The organism is Nitratireductor sp. CH_MIT9313-5 (assembly GCF_037029545.1).
Classification (GTDB): domain Bacteria; phylum Pseudomonadota; class Alphaproteobacteria; order Rhizobiales; family Rhizobiaceae; genus Chelativorans.
The window spans coordinates 711,189-729,064 of the sequence record NZ_JAYMER010000014.1; the positions used below are offsets into that span (position 1 = coordinate 711,189).

At 59.4% G+C, this 17,876-nt stretch carries 18 protein-coding genes; 4 read left to right on the top strand and 14 right to left on the bottom strand.

Going from position 1 to position 17,876, the window contains the following annotated elements; all coding sequences use genetic code 11:
- Positions 1 to 13: 13 nt before the first annotated feature.
- On the bottom strand, positions 14 to 493 hold the full coding sequence (locus tag WA367_RS10950; protein ID WP_336056773.1) for a hypothetical protein: 480 nt from the start codon (positions 491 to 493) through the stop codon (positions 14 to 16).
- 491 nt (positions 494 to 984) lie between these two features.
- A complete protein-coding gene (locus WA367_RS10955; protein WP_336056774.1) occupies positions 985 to 1,611 on the bottom strand; it encodes a DapH/DapD/GlmU-related protein in 627 nt (208 codons plus the stop codon).
- Between the two features lie 110 nt (positions 1,612 to 1,721).
- Between WA367_RS10955 and WA367_RS10960 the strand changes: the two genes are divergently transcribed.
- From WA367_RS10960 to WA367_RS10970, 3 genes are read left to right on the top strand one after another with little or no spacing between them, the layout of a single operon-like run.
- Positions 1,722 to 1,880 (top strand): hypothetical protein, encoded by a 159-nt coding sequence (locus WA367_RS10960; RefSeq protein ID WP_336056775.1) that lies wholly within the window; start codon positions 1,722 to 1,724, stop codon positions 1,878 to 1,880.
- Between the two features lie 30 nt (positions 1,881 to 1,910).
- Complete coding sequence (locus WA367_RS10965) at positions 1,911 to 2,489, top strand: SCO family protein (protein ID WP_336056776.1); 579 nt, start codon at positions 1,911 to 1,913, stop codon at positions 2,487 to 2,489.
- Positions 2,490 to 2,498: 9 nt separating this feature from the next.
- Positions 2,499 to 3,371, top strand: coding sequence for a 50S ribosomal protein L11 methyltransferase (locus WA367_RS10970; RefSeq protein ID WP_036479845.1), 873 nt, complete (start codon positions 2,499 to 2,501; stop codon positions 3,369 to 3,371).
- A gap of 77 nt (positions 3,372 to 3,448) precedes the next feature.
- Here WA367_RS10970 and WA367_RS10975 read toward each other — a convergent pair whose 3' ends face one another.
- Both WA367_RS10975 and WA367_RS10980 read right to left on the bottom strand, forming a co-directional pair.
- Entirely contained in the window at positions 3,449 to 3,622 is a 174-nt protein-coding gene (locus WA367_RS10975; RefSeq protein ID WP_036479843.1) for a hypothetical protein, read from the bottom strand.
- Between the two features lie 102 nt (positions 3,623 to 3,724).
- A complete protein-coding gene (locus WA367_RS10980) occupies positions 3,725 to 3,868 on the bottom strand; it encodes a hypothetical protein (RefSeq protein ID WP_336056777.1) in 144 nt (47 codons plus the stop codon).
- On the opposite strand from WA367_RS10980, the gene WA367_RS10985 reads away from it, so the two are divergent.
- On the top strand, positions 3,856 to 5,679 hold the full coding sequence (locus tag WA367_RS10985) for an aminopeptidase P family protein (protein ID WP_336056778.1): 1,824 nt from the start codon (positions 3,856 to 3,858) through the stop codon (positions 5,677 to 5,679). The two genes, WA367_RS10980 and WA367_RS10985, sit on opposite strands and share 13 nt — an antisense overlap.
- 33 nt (positions 5,680 to 5,712) lie before the next feature.
- Here the strand turns inward: WA367_RS10985 and WA367_RS10990 are convergent, their stop codons facing one another.
- From WA367_RS10990 to WA367_RS11035, 10 genes are all read right to left on the bottom strand, one after another.
- Positions 5,713 to 6,009 carry an AzlD family protein gene (locus WA367_RS10990; protein ID WP_336056779.1) on the bottom strand — a complete coding sequence of 99 codons (297 nt, stop codon included), beginning with the start codon at positions 6,007 to 6,009 and terminating at the stop codon, positions 5,713 to 5,715.
- Positions 6,006 to 6,734 carry an AzlC family ABC transporter permease gene (locus WA367_RS10995; protein WP_336056780.1) on the bottom strand — a complete coding sequence of 243 codons (729 nt, stop codon included), beginning with the start codon at positions 6,732 to 6,734 and terminating at the stop codon, positions 6,006 to 6,008. The genes WA367_RS10990 and WA367_RS10995 overlap by 4 nt, the downstream gene beginning before the upstream one ends.
- 91 nt (positions 6,735 to 6,825) lie before the next feature.
- A complete protein-coding gene (gene ligA / locus WA367_RS11000; protein WP_336056781.1) occupies positions 6,826 to 8,937 on the bottom strand; it encodes an NAD-dependent DNA ligase LigA in 2,112 nt (703 codons plus the stop codon).
- Positions 8,938 to 9,014: 77 nt separating this feature from the next.
- Positions 9,015 to 10,679, bottom strand: a complete 1,665-nt coding sequence (gene recN / locus WA367_RS11005) for a DNA repair protein RecN (RefSeq protein WP_336056782.1) — start codon at positions 10,677 to 10,679, stop codon at positions 9,015 to 9,017.
- A gap of 10 nt (positions 10,680 to 10,689) precedes the next feature.
- Positions 10,690 to 11,499, bottom strand: coding sequence for an outer membrane protein assembly factor BamD (locus WA367_RS11010; RefSeq protein WP_442935576.1), 810 nt, complete (start codon positions 11,497 to 11,499; stop codon positions 10,690 to 10,692).
- A gap of 213 nt (positions 11,500 to 11,712) precedes the next feature.
- On the bottom strand, positions 11,713 to 12,663 hold the full coding sequence (lpxC, locus tag WA367_RS11015; protein WP_336056784.1) for a UDP-3-O-acyl-N-acetylglucosamine deacetylase: 951 nt from the start codon (positions 12,661 to 12,663) through the stop codon (positions 11,713 to 11,715).
- A 275-nt stretch (positions 12,664 to 12,938) separates the two neighbouring features.
- Entirely contained in the window at positions 12,939 to 14,651 is a 1,713-nt protein-coding gene (gene ftsZ / locus WA367_RS11020) for a cell division protein FtsZ (protein WP_336056785.1), read from the bottom strand.
- Between the two features lie 62 nt (positions 14,652 to 14,713).
- Positions 14,714 to 16,021: a cell division protein FtsA gene (gene ftsA / locus WA367_RS11025; protein ID WP_336056786.1), complete on the bottom strand. Its 1,308-nt coding sequence runs from the start codon at positions 16,019 to 16,021 to the stop codon at positions 14,714 to 14,716.
- Positions 16,018 to 16,917: a cell division protein FtsQ/DivIB gene (locus WA367_RS11030; protein ID WP_336056787.1), complete on the bottom strand. Its 900-nt coding sequence runs from the start codon at positions 16,915 to 16,917 to the stop codon at positions 16,018 to 16,020. The genes ftsA and WA367_RS11030 overlap by 4 nt, the downstream gene beginning before the upstream one ends.
- Entirely contained in the window at positions 16,905 to 17,831 is a 927-nt protein-coding gene (locus tag WA367_RS11035; protein ID WP_336056788.1) for a D-alanine--D-alanine ligase, read from the bottom strand. The genes WA367_RS11030 and WA367_RS11035 overlap by 13 nt, the downstream gene beginning before the upstream one ends.
- Positions 17,832 to 17,876 lie beyond the last annotated feature (45 nt).

Below are 17,876 nucleotides of genomic sequence, written 5' to 3' on the forward strand. Positions count from 1 at the left end.
AGGGCAGCGGGCGCTATTCGCCCCCCTGCTCCTTGAAGTAGACGAATTTGCCCTCGTCATTCTTCTCGCGCTGCAGAACTCCGTTCTTTGCATAGCGCGAGAGCGGGCCAGAAAAGGCATTCGACTTGTAGCGCATGCCCAGATCGGTCTCGCATTTCTTGACGATGTCACCGATTGTTCGACGCTCGTTGAAAAAATCGCCGTTCAGAAGATCATTCAAGGCTGCCACAGCACCACTCGCGCTTGGCGCGGTCTTGCGCCCGCGGCGCGGACGGCCGCGATGAAGCAACTCGCCGCGCTCGCCAATCCAGTCGACACCTTGAAAACCTGGGCCCGCACGGTAGCCAGTTGCGTTTTCCGACAGCCCGTCCACGTTCTGCTGCTTGAACAGCAGCTCAACAATGCGCAGTTGTACTGCCTCGGATTCAAATCTGTTGAGAGTCTCCGAAAGCTCGTTCAATTGCTTCTTCAACTCATCAAACTGCTTGTGCATCTGTCGCCCCCTCGCACTCCGCTTTCGCGGCGTTCGTTATATATGGCAATATATGGCTCGCAGGTGTCAACACACGCAGAAAGCGAGTAAACAACAGAAACAGTATTTCGTCGCCTCAAGAGAACATAACGTCAAAACCGAAATAGCCAGTTGAATTTCAACACCTTTTCCGAAACCGGAAGAGCACGCGATATGTCACGGCGACGTAAACGTTAACGTAACTGGTACACCAGCCACAGCCCACTTGGTCCAGCTATTCAGTGATACGCGGCACGTCTGAAGACACTGAACCACTAGATGATGATGAAGAAGAAGCTGGCACCTGAATACACCCTCAGGTAGAATTTTGGCTTCACATTTCATTTACGATATGCATCATAGTCTGTGCACGCTTCAGCAAGATCATCGGGCTGAACTCCTGCCTCCAGGAAAAACCCTTCCGTCTCGTTCCAGGCGGAAGGGATTCCCCTGAGAGTGCACGCAAACCGAACTCAGGCGTTCTCCCACTTTTTCAGAAACGCTCCGATTTCCAGATTCTGCATGTCGGGAATGGCCTCGAACAATTTATCGTCGCTCCAGTTCCACCACGCCACATCGCGTAGACGCGCGGCGATTTCGGACGGAAAACGGTCGCGTATCTTCTTGGCAGGAACGCCGGCAACCACGCTATAGGCGTCCACATCCTTGGTGACGACAGCGTTTGCGCCAATCACGGCCCCATCTGCGATACTCACACCGGGCATGATGACCGCGCCGTGGCCGATCCAAACATCATGACCAATAGTGACCGGGCGAGCGCGTCGCCTCTCCCGAAAAGCACCATCGACACCGAGATAGCGGAAATACTCGTTTGGCCGGTAGGTGATCTTGTGGGTTGTGACCCGCTCCATCGGATGCTCGAGAGCGTTCAGCCGCGCATTGGCAGCAATTGAGCAAAAACGCCCAATGGTGGTGTAGATCGCTTCCGCGTGCCGCTCGAAATAGGAAAAATCCCCCAACTGGACCTCGCGCAGCACTACGCGCTCGCCCACCGCACTGTAGCGGCCAAGCTTGCAACCCTTCAGACTGGCTGTCCCGTGTATCCGCGGCTGCGGATCGGTAAAGCGCAAATCTTCCATACAGCCAGCCCTCTCTCAATGGCGCTCGTTGACACTGTTGTGATTGCAGAAGCTTGCGCCGCGACACAATGCTTCTTTGCATAATTGTCGGCGAAGGCTAGTCTCGCTTCATGAACCCGCAAGGCTCGCGCTCCTCGTCATATCTCCTGTTTGCCGTTGCACTGGCCAGTGTTGCCGTGCTCGGAGGAAGCGGCCTTGCGCTTTGGCAGAACCAGGGAACCTCCCTCTTTCTCACGCTGTCGCAGAACGGACTTCCCTTCTGCTTCTGACCTGAAGATTTTAATTTCGGAACCTCTCCTATGATGCGCGCGATCCTTATTGCCATTATCGTGGTCATGGCTGCCGCCGTCGGCTACATGACCTATCAGTGGTACAGAAGCGAACCGGAGGTCGTCGCCTTCGGTACACCTTTCGAACTGGTGAACCAGGATGGCGAGCCCGTCACCGAAAAGGCCTTCGAAGGCAACCCGACCGCACTCTTTTTCGGCTTCACGCACTGCCCTGATGTCTGCCCCACCACGCTCTTCGAGATGCAGAGCTGGCTCGAGCAGCTGGGCGCGGAAGCAGAGGACCTCGACGTTTACTTCGTGACCGTTGATCCCGAGCGCGACACGCCGGAGATCCTCAAGGCTTATGTTGGCAACTTCTCCGATCGCATCCAGGCAATCACGGGTGAACCGGAAAAGGTCGCCGAAATGGTGAAGGGTTTCCGCATTTTCAGCCGGAAGGTCGAGCTTGAGGACGGCGATTACACCATGGATCACACCGCCTCCGTAATGCTTCTCGACCGGAAGGGTGATTTCTTCGGCACCATCGCTTATGAGGAGAACCCGGAAACGGCGATCGCGAAGCTGCGCCGCCTCATAAACGAAGGCTGATAACACGACATGCCGCAGACACGCCTGCACCTGCGCGGTCCCAAGCAGGACCTCGAACAGATCTATGCGCTTCTCGACCAGGGGCTGGAGGAGGAAGGTCTTCCCCTTGCCATCATGGAGATCAGTGAAGACGAGGATATCTGGGAAGTTTCGGTATATGCAGATGGCGATGCGGATGGCGCGGAGGGAAAAATGCGCGCCCTGCTGCATTCACTAGGCGAGATCCCCGCGATCAGCCGCGAGGAACTGCCCGACATAGATTGGGTCTCGCATTCACTGGAAGGTCTTCACGCGGTTCGCGCCGGCCGCTTTTTCGTACATGGCGCCCATGATCGCGACGAGAAGCGCCCCGGCGAAATTGGGGTCCATATAGAGGCGGGCCAGGCGTTTGGTACGGGCCACCACGGCACAACGTCGGGCTGTCTGGAAACCATCGAACAGGTAATGCGCCGGGAGAACCCACGCAACGCGCTGGATCTGGGAACGGGAAGCGCGGTTCTCGCCATAGCCATGGCGAAACTCAGCCACATTCCTGTTCTGGCAACCGACATAGACCCTATCGCAACGCGTGTTGCTGCGGAGAATGTCCGACTCAATCAGGTTGCCGGACGGGTTGAGACGGTCACCGCACCCGGCTTCCACCACCGCATATTTTCCCAACGCGGACCGTTCGACCTGATTGTGGCAAATATTCTGGCGCGTCCGTTGATGGGCTTGGCGCCCCAGATGGCCCGCCACCTTGCGTCCGGCGGATCAGCTATCCTTTCCGGAATTCTGGACCGTCAGCGCAACAATGTCGTTGCAGCATATGTGAACCAGGGCTTTCGCCATGTCTCGACGATACATCGCGAAGGTTGGGTCACCATCCACCTGAAGCGCTGAAACAGTTTCCCTTCTCCGGATATGCAAAAGGCGGCCTCGAGCCGCCCATCGCATCAGGTAATAAGGCTGATTGGGCCTTAGTACATGTAGGTGCTGCCGTTGCGGCGAAGCTCTTCACGGGTGTAGCCGTGAGCCTTGAGCGTGTCGTCGTCGAGCATGAGCAGCGCACCGTTTACGTAGCGGCTGACCTGCTTCTGACGAGCAGCCACCAGTGCGTCCACTGCACCACGGAAGAAATTGCGCTTGGCCATGTGAGGTCTCCAATCCTTGAGAGAAACTTTCTGTCCTCCACGCTTTGGAATGTAAGGTTTCCGCGGTCGGCCCACCAGCGCATATTGGGAATGGGAGCCATCTCATTTTTGCATATGCGAAGACAATTGTTGCACTGCAATATAGTCCAGCTTCCCAACATCATCTGGTGCATTGCCCCTAAGCATCAGCAGGTTTACGGTGCCGCATTCTTTGAGGTCATCACCGGGAAACCATGTTTCAGACATTCGATTCCGCATCCGACAGCGCGCAGGCTGCCTCACGTGTGTCTGCCCTGCGCGAACAGCTTGAAGCTCTCGATCTGACGGGCTTCCTCGTGCCGCGTGCAGATGAGCATCAGGGCGAATATGTGGCTCCCTGCTCCGAGCGCCTGTCATGGCTGACCGGATTCACGGGTTCGGCTGGCGCAGCCCTTATCCTGCGCGACAGCGCCATCCTCTTCGTTGACGGGCGCTACACCCTGCAGGCAGCAGAACAGACGGACAGCAACATTTTCCAGATCAAAAGTCTGGTGACAAACCCGCCCCGCTCCTGGATGAAAGCGAGTCTCCCGAGTGATGCGCGCATTGGCTTCGATCCTTGGCTTCACACCATCGGGGAGATGCGTTCCATGCGCGAGGCACTTGTCAGACGTGGCGTGGAACTCGTCCCCGTTGCCAATCTGGTCGACAAGGTCTGGCAGGACCGCCCTGCTCCTCCGGTGAAACCTGTAACCATCCAGCCGCTGCAATATGCTGGTGAAACGGCCGGCGAGAAGCTGGACCGGATTGGTGAGGTTCTGCGTGAGGCCAATATTGCACACACGGTGCTAACCGACCCTTCCTCACTCGCCTGGCTCTTCAATATTCGTGGCAGCGACGTGCCGCACACACCGCTCGCGCTGGGATTTGCAATACTGTCTGCTCACGGTCGGCCAAAGCTGTTTCTCCATCCCGGCAAGCTCTCCATCGAAACAAAGGCCTATCTTACGCAGCTGGCGGACCTTCATCTGCCTGAAATGCTGGAAAGCGAGCTAACCGCGCTCGCCTCTTCCGCAGCCAGCATCGGCCTTGATCCAGCGCTTGCCGCTGAAAAGCTACGGGCAATTGTGGAAGCTGCAGACCGCAATGTGGAGGATTTCAAAGACCCTACCCGCCTGCCTCGCGCGATCAAAAACGCGGTCGAACTCGCCGGCTCCCGCAACGCGCACCACCGCGACGGTGCGGCTGTTGCCAGCTTCCTTGCATGGCTCAACCGGCAGACGCCCGAGGAGCTGGACGAAATCGCAGTGGTCGAGAAGCTGGAGGCATTTCGCCGCGAAACCGGAGAGCGCTTCCAGATGCCGCTGAAGGACATCTCCTTCGACACGATCAGCGGCAGCGGGCCGAATGGCGCTATCATCCATTACCGGGTGAACAGGCAATCGAGCCGCAGGCTCTCGTCCCACGAGCTTCTGCTTCTGGATTCAGGAGCCCAATACGAGGATGGCACGACCGACATCACCCGCACCATCGCGCTCGGCCAGGCATACGACGAACAACGCCAGCGCTTTACCTTGGTGCTGAAGGGCATGATCGCCATCACGCGTCTGCGCTTCCCGGAAGGCACAAGGGGCGTTGATATTGACGCTTTCGCGCGCACTGCACTCTGGCAGCATGGTCTGGACTACGCCCACGGCACAGGCCACGGCGTTGGCTCATATCTGGCTGTCCACGAAGGCCCACAGAGCATTTCTCGCCGCGGCATGGAAAAGCTTCATGCCGGCATGATCCTTTCGAATGAGCCTGGCTACTACAAGCCCGGCCACTACGGCATCCGTATCGAGAACCTCATCGCCGTCACGCCTGCCGAAGAGATCGCAGGTGGCGACATTCCCATGCACGGTTTCGAAACGCTGACCCTTGCTCCGATCGATCGAAAATTGATCGCCCCGGAGCTATTGAGTGCAGAGGAGCGCGCTTGGCTTGATGAGTACCACGCTCGCGTAATGCAGGAGATTGCGCCGCTCGTTGACGAAGAGACAAGGACCTGGCTTGAAGCGGCGACTGCTCCGCTGTGAGACGTAAGGGCGGTGGCGCAAGAGCGCCACGTCTCAGCCCATCACATTGCGCAGAAGAATGAGCACCGCCGCAGCGGTGAAGAACATCGGCATCAGGCCGGTGAACCAGCCGACCACCACCCCGACGGCCAGAGCCGTCAGTTCGGGCACCCCGCCCTGCATGGCGGCAGGTGCAACAAGCGTGGTCAAGACTGCCGCAGGAACGGCATTGAGCCCGGCTTCCACGCGCGGATGGATGCGGGGAAAGCGCGACAGCACCATATGGCCGCCCGCCCGGGTCAGATAAGTCATGACCGCACCGGCCAGGATAATCCAGACGGTCGTGCTCATGTCCTGTCCTCCTCGTTCGGCGTGACCGGCGTGATGAAGGCTGCCAGCACAACACCGGCCATCGCGCCTATGGAGACATGCCAGGGCGAACCGACGAGGTGGTAGGCTGCGATCGAAGCCACGCCACTCGTGGCCACCACCGGCAACCACATGGCCCGCTTGCGAAAGCCCATTACGAGACCGAGAAAATAGATGGGCAGCAGAAAGTCGATGCCCAGCGCATAAGGATCGGGAATGAAACGCCCAAACAGTGCGCCCAGCCAGGATTCAATGACCCAGGACAGATATATCGGCAGCCCCAGCCCCATATACCAGGCAAAGGTGATGGGCTTGCGCTCTTCCACGCGCCGTTCGGCCTCGGCAAATTGCGGATCGATCAGGAAGAAGAAACCGATAATCTTCTCCGGCAGCGACCAATGCGAAAGATGCCGGCCAATGGTGGCCGAATAGAGCACATGCCGGAAATTGACCGCGAATATCGAAAGCACGATCAGCCACGGCGCGACCTTCGTGCCGAACAAATCCAGCCCGACCATCTGGCTGGCGCCGGCAAAAATGGTTGCGCTCATCAGCACCGCTTCAAAGGTGCTGAAGCCGTTCTCGTGGGCAATGGTGCCAAACAGAAGCCCGAATGGTGCTGCCGCGATAAGCACGGGAACGCCGCGCTGCACGCCTCGCATGAACTCGCCAGGCCCTCGAGCCACGGCGACACTGTCGATTGTCATGGTTCCTCCGAAGGGGCCAGCATAGGTCAGCAATGCTGACCAGTCACATCAAAAGCTTTGAGCCAGGTGTGAAGGATTTTGAACCGGATTTTCAGTCGATATAGCGATCAAACCATGTCGCCTCATCGATCACTTCGATGCCAAGCTCTCCCGCCTTTTTGAGCTTCGAACCAGCACCCGGCCCTGCTACCACGAGATCGGTCTTCTTGGAAACAGATCCGGCAACTTTCGCACCAAGACGCTCCGCCATGGCCTTCGCCTCATCGCGCGACATGCGCTCCAGTGCGCCGGTGAAAACGATGGTCTTGCCCGAGACCGGCGAATCCGCAGCAGGTTTCTCGGCGTCAATCACTTTCACCTGTGCGGCAAGCGCGTCGACAAGGGCACGATTGTGCTCTTCCGCCAGATAGGTGGCCACGGCATCGATGACGGCATCTCCGACATCGTCCAGCGCATCCATCTCCTCGCGCGCCTGCATGTCACCACCGGCTACAGCCAGTGCCGCGTCGTAAAACTCGCTCCAGGAGCCATAGCCGCGCGCAAGGGTTTTCGCCGTCTGCTCGCCAACATGACGAATGCCGAGCCCATAGATCATCCGGTCAAGCGGGATCTCGCGCCGCGCCTCGATCGCCTCGAAGAGCTTCGCCGCGGACTGTGCGCCCCAACCTTCCTTGGCCTTCAGCTTTTTCAGATTGGCTTCATCACGCTCTTTCAGCGTGAAGATGTCCGCCGGGCTCTTCACCGGCAAATCCTCGTCGTGGAAGAAGAACTCGATCTGCTTCTCGCCCAGACCATCAATGTCAAAGGCCTTGCGCGACACGAAATGGCGCAGATGCTCGATGCGCTGGAACGGACAGGCAAACTCGCCCGAACAGCGCCGCACCACCCCTTCAGATCCTGCCGCCGTGCCCTCTCGCACCACCGGCGTTTTCAGATGGCAGGGGCAAACCTGCGGGAATGCGAACTCTACTGCATCGTCAGGCCGCTTGTCCTCGACATACCCCAAAATCTGCGGGATCACATCGCCGGCCCGCTGCACCGTAACCGTGTCCCCGATTTTCACGCCCAGCCGCTCAATCTCTTCGGCATTGTGCAGTGTGGCATTGGTCACCACCACGCCGCCTACCGTGACCGGCTCAAGCCGCGCCACCGGCGTCAATGCCCCGGTGCGTCCCACCTGAATATCGATCCCGCGCAGAATGGTCGTCGCCTTCTCCGCCGGAAATTTGTGGGCAATCGCCCAGCGCGGCGTGCGCGAGATGAAGCCCAACCGCTGCTGCAGCGTCAGGTCGTTCACCTTGTAGACGACGCCGTCGATGTCATAGGGCAAGCCGCCACGGCCTTCCTCTATTCTGCGATAATGCGCGATCAGCTCTTCAGCGCTCTCGCATAGCCGCGTCAAGTCATTGGTCTTGAAGCCGTAGGCTTGCAGCTTCTCCACCATCTCGAACTGCGTCTCGGCGGGAAGATCACTCACCTCCCCCCATGCATAGGCGAAGAATTTCAGTGGACGCTGTGCCGTAATGAACGCATCAAGCTGGCGCAGCGAACCTGCCGCCGTGTTGCGCGGATTGACATAGGTCTGCTTGCCTTCCGCAGCCTGCCGCTCATTGAGCGCCAGAAAGTCACGATGGGTCATGTAGACCTCGCCGCGCACCTCCAGAATTTTTGGCGGATCACCATCCAGCACATTGGGGATGTCGGCCACGGCACGTGCATTGGTGGTGACATTTTCGCCGACCTGCCCGTCACCGCGGGTCGCAGCACTCACCAGCCTGCCATTCTCGTAGCGCAGCGAAAGCGAAAGCCCGTCGATCTTCGGCTCCGCCGTCATTGCGATGGGAGCATCAGGATCAAGCTTCAGATAGCGACGGATGCGCCCAACGAAATCCACCACGTCGCCATCATTGAAGGCATTGTCGAGCGAGAGCATCGGCACCTTGTGCCTGATCTTCTCGAACTTCTCCGAGACGGGCGCACCGACGCGTGCCGAAGGGGAATCGGGCCGCACAAGTGCTGGGAAAAGCTGCTCTATGGCAAGATTGCGCCGCCGCAGCGCGTCATACTCGGCATCGGAAATCGTCGGCGCATCTTCAGTGTGATAGCGCCTGTCATGCTCGGCAATCTCTTTCGCCAGCCGCTTGAGTTCATCGGCGGCCTGAGCCTCCGTCAGATCATCGACGGGAATATCTGCAGTGGTCATGACATGAATATCCGGATTCGTTGGCGCGCCAACATAGAGCCATGCCGCCTGCCCGCTCAAGCGCAGCAATGAATGCTTCAGACATTCTCCTGAAGAAGTCTTGTCGCAGCAGCCCGCGCTTCTTCGGTAACGGTGGCGCCAGCCAGCATGCGTGCGATTTCTTCCTGCCGCTCCTGCGGCTCCATCACGCGAATACGCGTTGTCACCTGCTCCTGGCTACCGGATTTCGCAATCAGGTAATGCGTGTTGGCGCGCGCAGCCACCTGAGGTGCGTGGGTGACCGAAAGCACCTGAATGCGGCTTGCCAGCCGTGCCAGCCTCTGGCCGATAGCATCGGCAACTGCACCTCCAACACCCGTATCGATCTCGTCGAAGACAAGCGTTGGTGCCGAGCCGCGATCAGCCAGAGCAACCTTCAGGGCCAGCAGGAAGCGTGAAAGCTCGCCACCGGAAGCGACCTTCATCATCGGCCCCGGACGCGTGCCGGGATTGGTTTGGACCCAGAATTCGACCGTATCGATGCCTTCGGCCAAAGGCTCATCCGCATTGCTGTCGATCTGCACGATGAAGCGCGCGCGCTCAAGTTTCAACGCTGGGAGTTCTGCCATCACCGTTTCGGCCAGGGTCTCAGCCGTCGCCTTGCGTGCGGTCGAAAGCTCTGCGGCAAGACGATCATAGGCTTTGCGCCGTTCAATCGCCTCCTGCTCCAGCGCCCCCAGACGCTCCTCGCCTGCATCAAGATCGGCAAGATCATTATCCATGCGGTCGCGCAGAACCGGCAGTTCGTCCACCATGACATTGTGCTTGCGCGCTGCCGCCCGCAACGCAAAGAGCCGCTCCTCGGCCTGCTCAAGCCTTTGCGGGTCGAACTCGGTGGCACGCATGGCCGCATCAACTGCACTCTGCGCGCCATCCAGCGACAACAGCGCTTCGTCCAGCGACTGGATGATCTCATCAAGAAGCCCCGGCACCTCATCGGCCTTTCGCTGCAGACGCCTCAGAAGGCTTGCCAGCGTCGGGATTGGCGACTGGTGACCGCCAAGCACTTCCTGCGCATCGGCAATGTCTGCTGCGGTCTTTTCCGCGCGCATCATCCGGGCGCGTTCTTCCGCCAGTTCTTCCTCTTCGCCCGGCTGCGGATCAAGCTTTGCAAGCTCTTCCACCGATGCCCGAAGAAAATCAGCCTCTCGCGCAGCCGCTTCGACGCGGGCGCGGTGCCGCTGCAATTCCTGCTCGGCCTTTCGCCAATCCTTCCAGGCCGCGCGAACGGATTGCGCAAGCCCGCCATGTCCACCAAAGGCATCAAGCAGTTCGCGATGTGCAGCAGTGTCGACCAGTGCGCGCTCATCATGCTGACCGTGGATCTCGACAAGCACGCGCCCAACCTGCCGCATCAGCGCGACACTCGCAGGCTGATCATTGATGAAAACGCGGGTGCGGCCATCCGCGTTCTGCACGCGGCGCAGGATGATATCGCCTTCATCCTCAATGGCATTTTCGCGCAGAAGATCGCGCGCCGGATGCCCCATGGGCAGATCGAATACGGCGGTCACCTGCCCCTGATCCGCGCCATGGCGGACAAGGCCTGCATCGCCACGTGCGCCGAGTGCAAGAGAAAGAGAATCGAGAAGAATCGATTTGCCCGCACCCGTCTCACCGGTAAGCACGGACAAGCCCGCCGAAAAATCGATATCCAGCCGTTCGATCAGGACAATATCGCGGATCGAAAGATGCGAAAGCATCGCGTGGCCGTCAGCCCCCTACGATGACGCTTGCAGCCTTTGAGATCCAGGACGCCCTGTTCTCACGCGGTTCCAGACCGCCGGACTGCAGAAGCTGATAAGACGACTTGTACCACTTGCTTTCGGGGAAGTTGTGCCCCAGCACAGCCGTGGCGGTCTGCGCTTCCGGCGCAATGCCCATGGCAAAATAGGCCTCCGCAAGACGCGCCAATGCCTCTTCGACGTGACGGGTATTGGAGTAGTTCTCGACAACGCCGCGGAAACGGCGGATGGCTGCGATATATTCGCGGCGTTCGAGATAATAGCGGCCGATCTGCATTTCCTTGCCGGCGAGCTGGTCGCGGGCAAAGCGGATCTTCTCCTGCGCATCCTCGACATATTCCGAATCCGGCCAACGCTCGACCACCTGGTTCATTGCCTCGATGGTCTTGCGCGCTTCGCTCTGGTCCTGCGTGACTTCCTTGATCTGACGGAAATAGGACAGCCCAACCAGATACTGCGCATAGGCCGCGTCATCGCTCGTGGGATAGAGCGTCACATATCGCTGCCCGCTATTAACTGCCTCGGAATAGCGGCCCTGGCGGTAATTGGTAAAGGTGCTCATCAGGAGCGCCTTGCGGCCAAATTCCGAATAAGGGTGCTGCCGGTCCACGGCCTCGAACTTGGCTGCCGCCTCCTTGAGGCGTCCGGCATTCAGATTGGCCAGACCCTGATTATACAGCGCATCGGCAGGTTCGATCGTCTCGACATAGGTCGAAAGGTCGAGATCCTTCTCCCCCTGACAGCCAGCAAGCACCAATGGAAGCGCGACCGCGCTCATGATGAGCGGCAGGGTCGGCTTGCGGCCTTGGCTGGCATTGCGTCCTGAAGTCATGAAAAATCCGCCCCTTAAGCGCAGTCGGTTCACGATATGCACGCACTCATAAAGCATTATGGCCGCGCGCGGCAACGCTATCGGCTGGCAATGGCGCAAATTTATGGCAGCTAACCGAATGAGCCGGGACTGAAGCGTCCGCCAGCGCCGCTCTCGCGGCTACAACACCCAGGGTGCGAAAACCGGGGCATTGACCGCTATCATCTCTGCTGAGCGTCCGCCCTCGCGTCGCGTCGTCTCAACGATCTGGAAGGCCGCGCGATCCGTCAGCAGGTGACGAAGTGCTGCAGCATTCAGTCGGTGTCCGCCGCGATAGGAACGGAAGCAGCCGATAAAGCGCGCCCCGGCAAGAGCCAGGTCGCCAATGGCATCCAGCATCTTGTGGCGCACGAATTCGTTGGAGTAGCGCAGGCCTTCCATATTGATGACCTTGTTGTCCTCACCGATCACGACCGAATTTTCGAGTGAGGAACCAAGTGCATAACCCGCAGCCCACAGGCGCTCCACATCCTTGATGAAGCCGAAGGTGCGTGCCCGCGCAATATCCTTGGAGAAGGTCTCTGCAGTCAGATCCGCAGCAAATGCCTGACGGCCGATTGCCGGGCTGTCGAAGTCGATCTCGACCTCAAACCGTGTCCCGTTATGCGGCCGGAACTCAGCCCATGAACTGCCATTGTCAATGCGGACCGGCTTCAGGATGCGGATATAACGACGCTTTGCGGAAAGTTGCCTCATACCCGCTTGGGTGAAAGCCTCGACGAAAGCTGACGCGCTGCCATCCATGATGGGCACTTCCGGGCTATCGATCTCGACAAGCACATTATCCACACCCATGGCAGCGACTGCGGCCATGAGATGCTCGACCGTGGCGACATAGTCACCTGCGGGGTTGCCAAGACTGGTGCTGAGATCCGTTTCACCGACTTCCGAAGCCAGCGCCGGGATCAGACGCCCCTGTGCCCCATCATCAACACGCTGGAAGATAACGCCGGTATCGGCTTCTGCCGGATGGAACGTAACCGTTACAGGCTTGCCGGAATGTACGCCAATGCCCTTCAGGCTGACAGCCGAAGAAAGTGTTGTCTGAAACTCGAGCAAATCGATCCCCATCAGCACGTCCGTATCGTTCTGCCTTTTAGCTTCTGCCTGCGGACGGCTCTTAACACAGCACGAGAGACAAGCCCCAAATCATCCCCGCGCCTACTTCATTGCGCTGAAAGATAATGTTCCACCCGCACCGCGCCAAATCACGCTTCGTTACCCTGTGTTACGCCACACAGCTTTCAAACTTTCCTAATAAAACGTTGTTATTACTAATATTTCGCTAAACAAAAACGGGCGCTTTCGCGCCCGCTTTTTTACATAATGTAGCATCGCGTGAGCGATCAGTTTGCCTGTCGGCGAAGGAAGGCTGGAATTTCCAGCTGATCATCTTCGTGGTTCGAACGAACCTGCGGCGTGATTCGCCCCTGATCGTCCAGCTGGCCACGACGCGGCGCGTAAAGCTGGCTTTCTTCGGAAGGCGCACGGCGTGCTTCCGGAGCCGGCTGACGCAGACGCGGCTCAGGTGGCTGGCTGGCATGAGCTTCTTCCTCACGGCGCGAAAGACCACTCGTCAGACGCTTGAGCAGACCCATCGGACCACGCTCTTCGTGGTCGCCATTCTGCGCACCAAGCTCGGCCTGTACCACCGGCGGGAAGTCTTCCACGCGTGGCATACGCACCGGCTGTGCCGGCTGCTGTGGCTGGGCCTGCGCCTGTGGCTGTACCGGACGCGGAGCCGGTGCCGGAGCAGGCTCGGGCTGACGTGCGACTGCAGCCTGAGCATGACCGACAACTGGCTGGGAAGCCTGTGCGGGCTGCTGAGGTGCTACTGCGGGCTTGAAGAGCTTGCTCTGTGGCTGAAAGGCGCCCGCCTGCATCTGCGGCGCATCGGAAGATGCGCTGCGGATTGCTTCAGCCACTGGGTCGTTTCCCACCACGGTGCCTCCTGCAGGCGCGGACTGTGCCGCGGCAGGCTGCTGGGGACGGCTCTCGACAGGCTGCTGAGGCGCGGCCTGCTGTGAAGCCTGCGGTGCAGCCGGGCGCTGGATGGCGCGCGGAGCGGAAACCGGAGCAGAAATTTCCTCTGCCGTCTTGTCGATGCCTGTCGCAACGACGGAGACGCGGATAACGCCTTCCAGTTCCTCATCGAAGGTCGCGCCAAGAATGATATTCGCTTCCGGATCGACTTCTTCACGGATACGCGTTGCAGCCTCGTCCACCTCGAACAGCGTCAGGTCACGACCGCCGGTGATGGAGATCAGAAGCCCGCGTGCACCGCGCATGGAGGTCTCGTCGAGCAGCGGATTGGCAATTGCGGCCTCTGCCGCAGCCATCGCGCGGCCCTCGCCGGAAGCCTCGCCGGTGCCCATCATGGCCTTGCCCATCTCGCGCATGACCGAGCGAACGTCGGCGAAGTCGAGATTGATCAGGCCTTCCTTGACCATCAGGTCGGTGATGCAGGCCACACCGGAATAGAGCACCTGATCTGCCATCGCGAATGCGTCGGCAAAGGTGGTCTTGTCATTGGCGATGCGGAAAAGGTTCTGGTTCGGAATGACGATGAGCGTATCAACGCATTTCTGCAGTTCCTCGATGCCCGCATCCGCCGTCTTCATGCGGCGCTGGCCTTCGAAATGGAACGGCTTGGTCACGACGCCGACGGTCAGGATGCCCTTCTCGCGGGCAGCACGCGCCACCACTGGAGCAGCACCGGTACCCGTGCCGCCACCCATACCGGCGGTGACAAAGCACATATGCGTGCTCGACAGGTGATCCATGATCTCGTCGATGCACTCTTCCGCAGCAGCCTGGCCGACTTCCGGCTGGGAACCCGCACCCAGACCTTCGGTAACGGCAGCGCCCAGTTGAATGAGGCGCTCGGCCTTCGATTGGGTCAGTGCCTGTGCGTCGGTGTTCGCAACCACGAACTCCACGCCGCGCAGCCCCGCGGTGATCATGTTGTTTACGGCGTTACCGCCGCCGCCACCGACACCGAATACGGTGATCCTCGGCTTTAGCTCGGTAATGTCCGGCTTTTGTAGGTTGATGCTCATTTCCTCGTCCTTTCCGCCTTCTCCGCCGCTTCGCCCATGCGGCCGCACCTTTTGTTGTGTTGCTAGAAGCTCTCTCGCAACCATTGACTGACGCGCTGGAACCGCCCTCCGGTGCCCGTCGCACGTGTGAATATGCCGCCCTTGGAACCGCGGCTTTCGAAATCCGCAACCTGCGGATAAATCAGGAGACCGATCGGGGCTGCGAATGCAGGCCCCTTCGCGGCCTCGGGAAGACCGGCAACGCCCAGTGGACGCCCGAGGCGCACATTGCGCCCCAATAGCCTGCGAGCCGCTTCGGGAAGCCCCGCAAGCTGGCTTGCACCGCCGGTCAGAACGATGCGCCGACCAACCATGCTGCCATAGCCCGACTGGTTCAGCCGATCGCGCACCATTTCCAGCGTTTCCTCGATGCGGGCACGCACGATGCGCGTCATGACCGCGCGCGGCACCTGGAGAGGCTGCTCGCTTTCATCCGTACCCATTGGCTGAATCGCGACGATGTCACGGTCATCTGCCGTAGCAGGCAGAGCGGATGCATGCATCACCTTCAAACGCTCCGCGTCCTCAAGCCGCGTCGAGAGGCCTCGCGCCAGATCCATGGTGACATGGTTGCCGCCGATAGGCAGCGCGTCGGCATGTACGAATTTACCGTCCATGAAGACCGAAATCGTGGTGGAGCCACCGCCCATATCGATACAGGCAGCGCCCATCTCCGCTTCGTCGTCAACGAGCGCAGCCAGCCCCGAGGCATAGGGTGTCGCAACAAGGCGTTCAACCGTCAGATGCGAGCGATTGATGCACAGTTCCAGATTGCGCAGCGGGACGGCATCTGCGGTGAGCACATGCATGTCCACGCCAAGTGTGTCGCCCACCATCCCGCGAGGATCGCGAATGCCTTTTTCGACATCGAGAGAAAACCCGACAGCAAGTGAATGAACAACTTCGCGCTCGGCCTTGAGTGCCTGACGTGCACCGGCTGCCAGCACGCGATCAATGTCGGACTGGGTGGCTTCGTGGCCGCCGAGACGGATCGTGGCGCTCGCACTTTCGCTCTTCAGGCGACCGGCCGACACATTGACGATCAGCGAGTCGACGGTAATGCCGGCCATGCGTTCAGCAGCATCCACGGCAAGCCGGATGGCATTTTCAGCTTTCTCGAGATCAACAATGACGCCGGATTTCACACCCTGCGACTTCTGATGACCAATGCCGATGACCTTGATGCGATGCGTGCGGTGACGCAGCGCCCTGCTTCCCTCAAGCGGCAAGAGCTTGGCAATGATGCAGCAGACCTTGCTGGAGCCAACATCGAGAACCGTAATGATGCCGGAACGCTGTGCGGAATTGCGAGAACCTGAAAGCCAGCTCATATCCGCGCCCCCTTCTTCAACGCCTTGAGTTTCGCGTCGAAGGCTTCGCTGCGCTCTTCGGCAGCCTCGGGCGTCATGGCCACGGTGATGCGGTCCGGGATGCGCAGATCGACTGCGGTCACGGCGCGGGAGAACAGCTGATACTGCGCATCAAGCGCAGCCGCGTCCTGTAAGGCCAAATCATAACCACGCTCGGGCAAGCGGATCGTCACATCATTATTCAAACGCAGATCCCAGCGCCGACCCGCCACGCGGATATAAGCCTTCACGCGCCCTTTCAGCTGCGGCACCTGCTCGACCAGCGCAATGATTTCCGGAGCAATCTCGTTTGCCCCCTCACCGATTACCAGCGGCAGAACCGAATGGTGCGGGCGCGAATAGGGAGCAATGATGGACCCGTCTTTTTCCACCACGGATACTGTCTGCCCGCGCTGCCAGAGCGCATAGGGCAGACGCTCGGCAATGGCGACCTCTACAGTGCCGGGATAAACCTTGCGCACCGTTGCACTTTCCACCCAGGGAAGCTGCGTAATGCGCTCGCGAGCGTCAGCTGCACTGAAACCGACCATCGAGGTCCAGCCATCAAGCCCGATCTGCTGGAGAACATCGATCTCCGAGGTTTCGGCATTCCCGCTGATCTGCACATCATTGATGGCAAAGCCGACGCGAGACGTTGTTGCCTGAACCACCTCGTCCAGATGCCCGCCCTGCAGGCCACCATAAAGACCCGTTGCCGAAAAAAGGATTGCGGTGGCAATCGTTGCCGCAAATGGAGGCGGATTGATTTCGTCGATGCGCAGGCGCGAAACCATGCGCACCGGCTTGCGCAACCAGCGCGGCAGCACGAAGCCGCCGACCACGGCATGTGCACCCTTAGCTGACCTCAGCGCGAACAAGACGCATCCTCCACCATCCAACTCAACAACTCACCAAAGCTATGCCCGGCCTGGGCGGCGATGTCGGGCACGAGCGAGGTGGGCGTCATACCCGGCTGCGTGTTGATTTCCAGCCAAATCAGCTCTCCATCTTCGGAGAACCGATCATCGTAGCGGAAGTCGGACCGACTCACTCCACGACAGCCAAGAGCCTTGTGTGCCTTGAGGGACAGTGTTTGTATCTTTTGGTAAATTTTCGGTGAAATTTCTGCCGGCACCACATGTTTTGATGCGCCGGGAACATACTTTGAGTCATAATCATAGAAGCTGTGACCAACAGGCACGATTTCGCACACCGCCAGAGCCACATCACCCACAACTGCGCAGGTCAGCTCGCGCCCATGGACATAGCGCTCGACCATGACACGCTCGCCATACGACCAGTCACCAGCACTCAATGCCTGAGGCGGATGCGACTGACCTTCGCGCACGATCACAACGCCGAAGCTGGAGCCTTCAGCCACGGGTTTGACCACGTAAGGCGGCCTCATGGGATGTGCGTTGACCACATCTTCACGGTTCATGATTCTCGATTCGGCAACTGGCACCCCCGCCGCCTTCGCGACGGTCTTTGCAAGCTCCTTGTCCATCGCCAGAGCTGAAGCCAAGACACCGGAATGCGTATAAGGGATGCCAAGATACTCCAGAATGCCCTGGATCTTTCCATCCTCGCCGAAGGGCCCATGCAGCGCGTTGAAAGCAACATCGGGCGAAAGCTCGGCCAGCACCTGACCGACATCACGACCGACGTCCACACGGCTGACGCGATAACCCTCGGCTTCAAGCGCATCCGCACAAGCTGCACCTGAGGAAAGACTGACCGGTCGCTCGGAGGAAAATCCGCCCATCAATACGGCTACATGTTTTTTCGCCATCTATGGGCACCCTCTCCGGCCTGAAATTATGACCCGGCAATCCAC

What these genes read in the sequence shown, in the direction of transcription:
- WA367_RS10985 (WP_336056778.1), top strand. Translation starts at nt 3,856, where the DNA reads ATGTTTCAGACATTCGATTCCGCATCCGACAGCGCGCAGGCTGCCTCA.
- WA367_RS10980 (WP_336056777.1), bottom strand. Translation starts at nt 3,868, where the DNA reads ATGTCTGAAACATGGTTTCCCGGTGATGACCTCAAAGAATGCGGCACC.
- WA367_RS11010 (WP_442935576.1), bottom strand. Translation starts at nt 11,499, where the DNA reads ATGAGCGCGGTCGCGCTTCCATTGGTGCTTGCTGGCTGTCAGGGGGAG.
- WA367_RS10995 (WP_336056780.1), bottom strand. Translation starts at nt 6,734, where the DNA reads ATGACAATCGACAGTGTCGCCGTGGCTCGAGGGCCTGGCGAGTTCATG.
- WA367_RS10990 (WP_336056779.1), bottom strand. Translation starts at nt 6,009, where the DNA reads ATGAGCACGACCGTCTGGATTATCCTGGCCGGTGCGGTCATGACTTAT.
- WA367_RS10960 (WP_336056775.1), top strand. Translation starts at nt 1,722, where the DNA reads ATGAACCCGCAAGGCTCGCGCTCCTCGTCATATCTCCTGTTTGCCGTT.
- WA367_RS10950 (WP_336056773.1), bottom strand. Translation starts at nt 493, where the DNA reads ATGCACAAGCAGTTTGATGAGTTGAAGAAGCAATTGAACGAGCTTTCG.
- WA367_RS10955 (WP_336056774.1), bottom strand. Translation starts at nt 1,611, where the DNA reads ATGGAAGATTTGCGCTTTACCGATCCGCAGCCGCGGATACACGGGACA.
- recN (WP_336056782.1), bottom strand. Translation starts at nt 10,679, where the DNA reads ATGCTTTCGCATCTTTCGATCCGCGATATTGTCCTGATCGAACGGCTG.
- WA367_RS10970 (WP_036479845.1), top strand. Translation starts at nt 2,499, where the DNA reads ATGCCGCAGACACGCCTGCACCTGCGCGGTCCCAAGCAGGACCTCGAA.
- ftsZ (WP_336056785.1), bottom strand. Translation starts at nt 14,651, where the DNA reads ATGAGCATCAACCTACAAAAGCCGGACATTACCGAGCTAAAGCCGAGG.
- WA367_RS10965 (WP_336056776.1), top strand. Translation starts at nt 1,911, where the DNA reads ATGATGCGCGCGATCCTTATTGCCATTATCGTGGTCATGGCTGCCGCC.
- ligA (WP_336056781.1), bottom strand. Translation starts at nt 8,937, where the DNA reads ATGACCACTGCAGATATTCCCGTCGATGATCTGACGGAGGCTCAGGCC.
- WA367_RS11035 (WP_336056788.1), bottom strand. Translation starts at nt 17,831, where the DNA reads ATGGCGAAAAAACATGTAGCCGTATTGATGGGCGGATTTTCCTCCGAG.
- WA367_RS10975 (WP_036479843.1), bottom strand. Translation starts at nt 3,622, where the DNA reads ATGGCCAAGCGCAATTTCTTCCGTGGTGCAGTGGACGCACTGGTGGCT.
- ftsA (WP_336056786.1), bottom strand. Translation starts at nt 16,021, where the DNA reads ATGAGCTGGCTTTCAGGTTCTCGCAATTCCGCACAGCGTTCCGGCATC.
- lpxC (WP_336056784.1), bottom strand. Translation starts at nt 12,663, where the DNA reads ATGGGGATCGATTTGCTCGAGTTTCAGACAACACTTTCTTCGGCTGTC.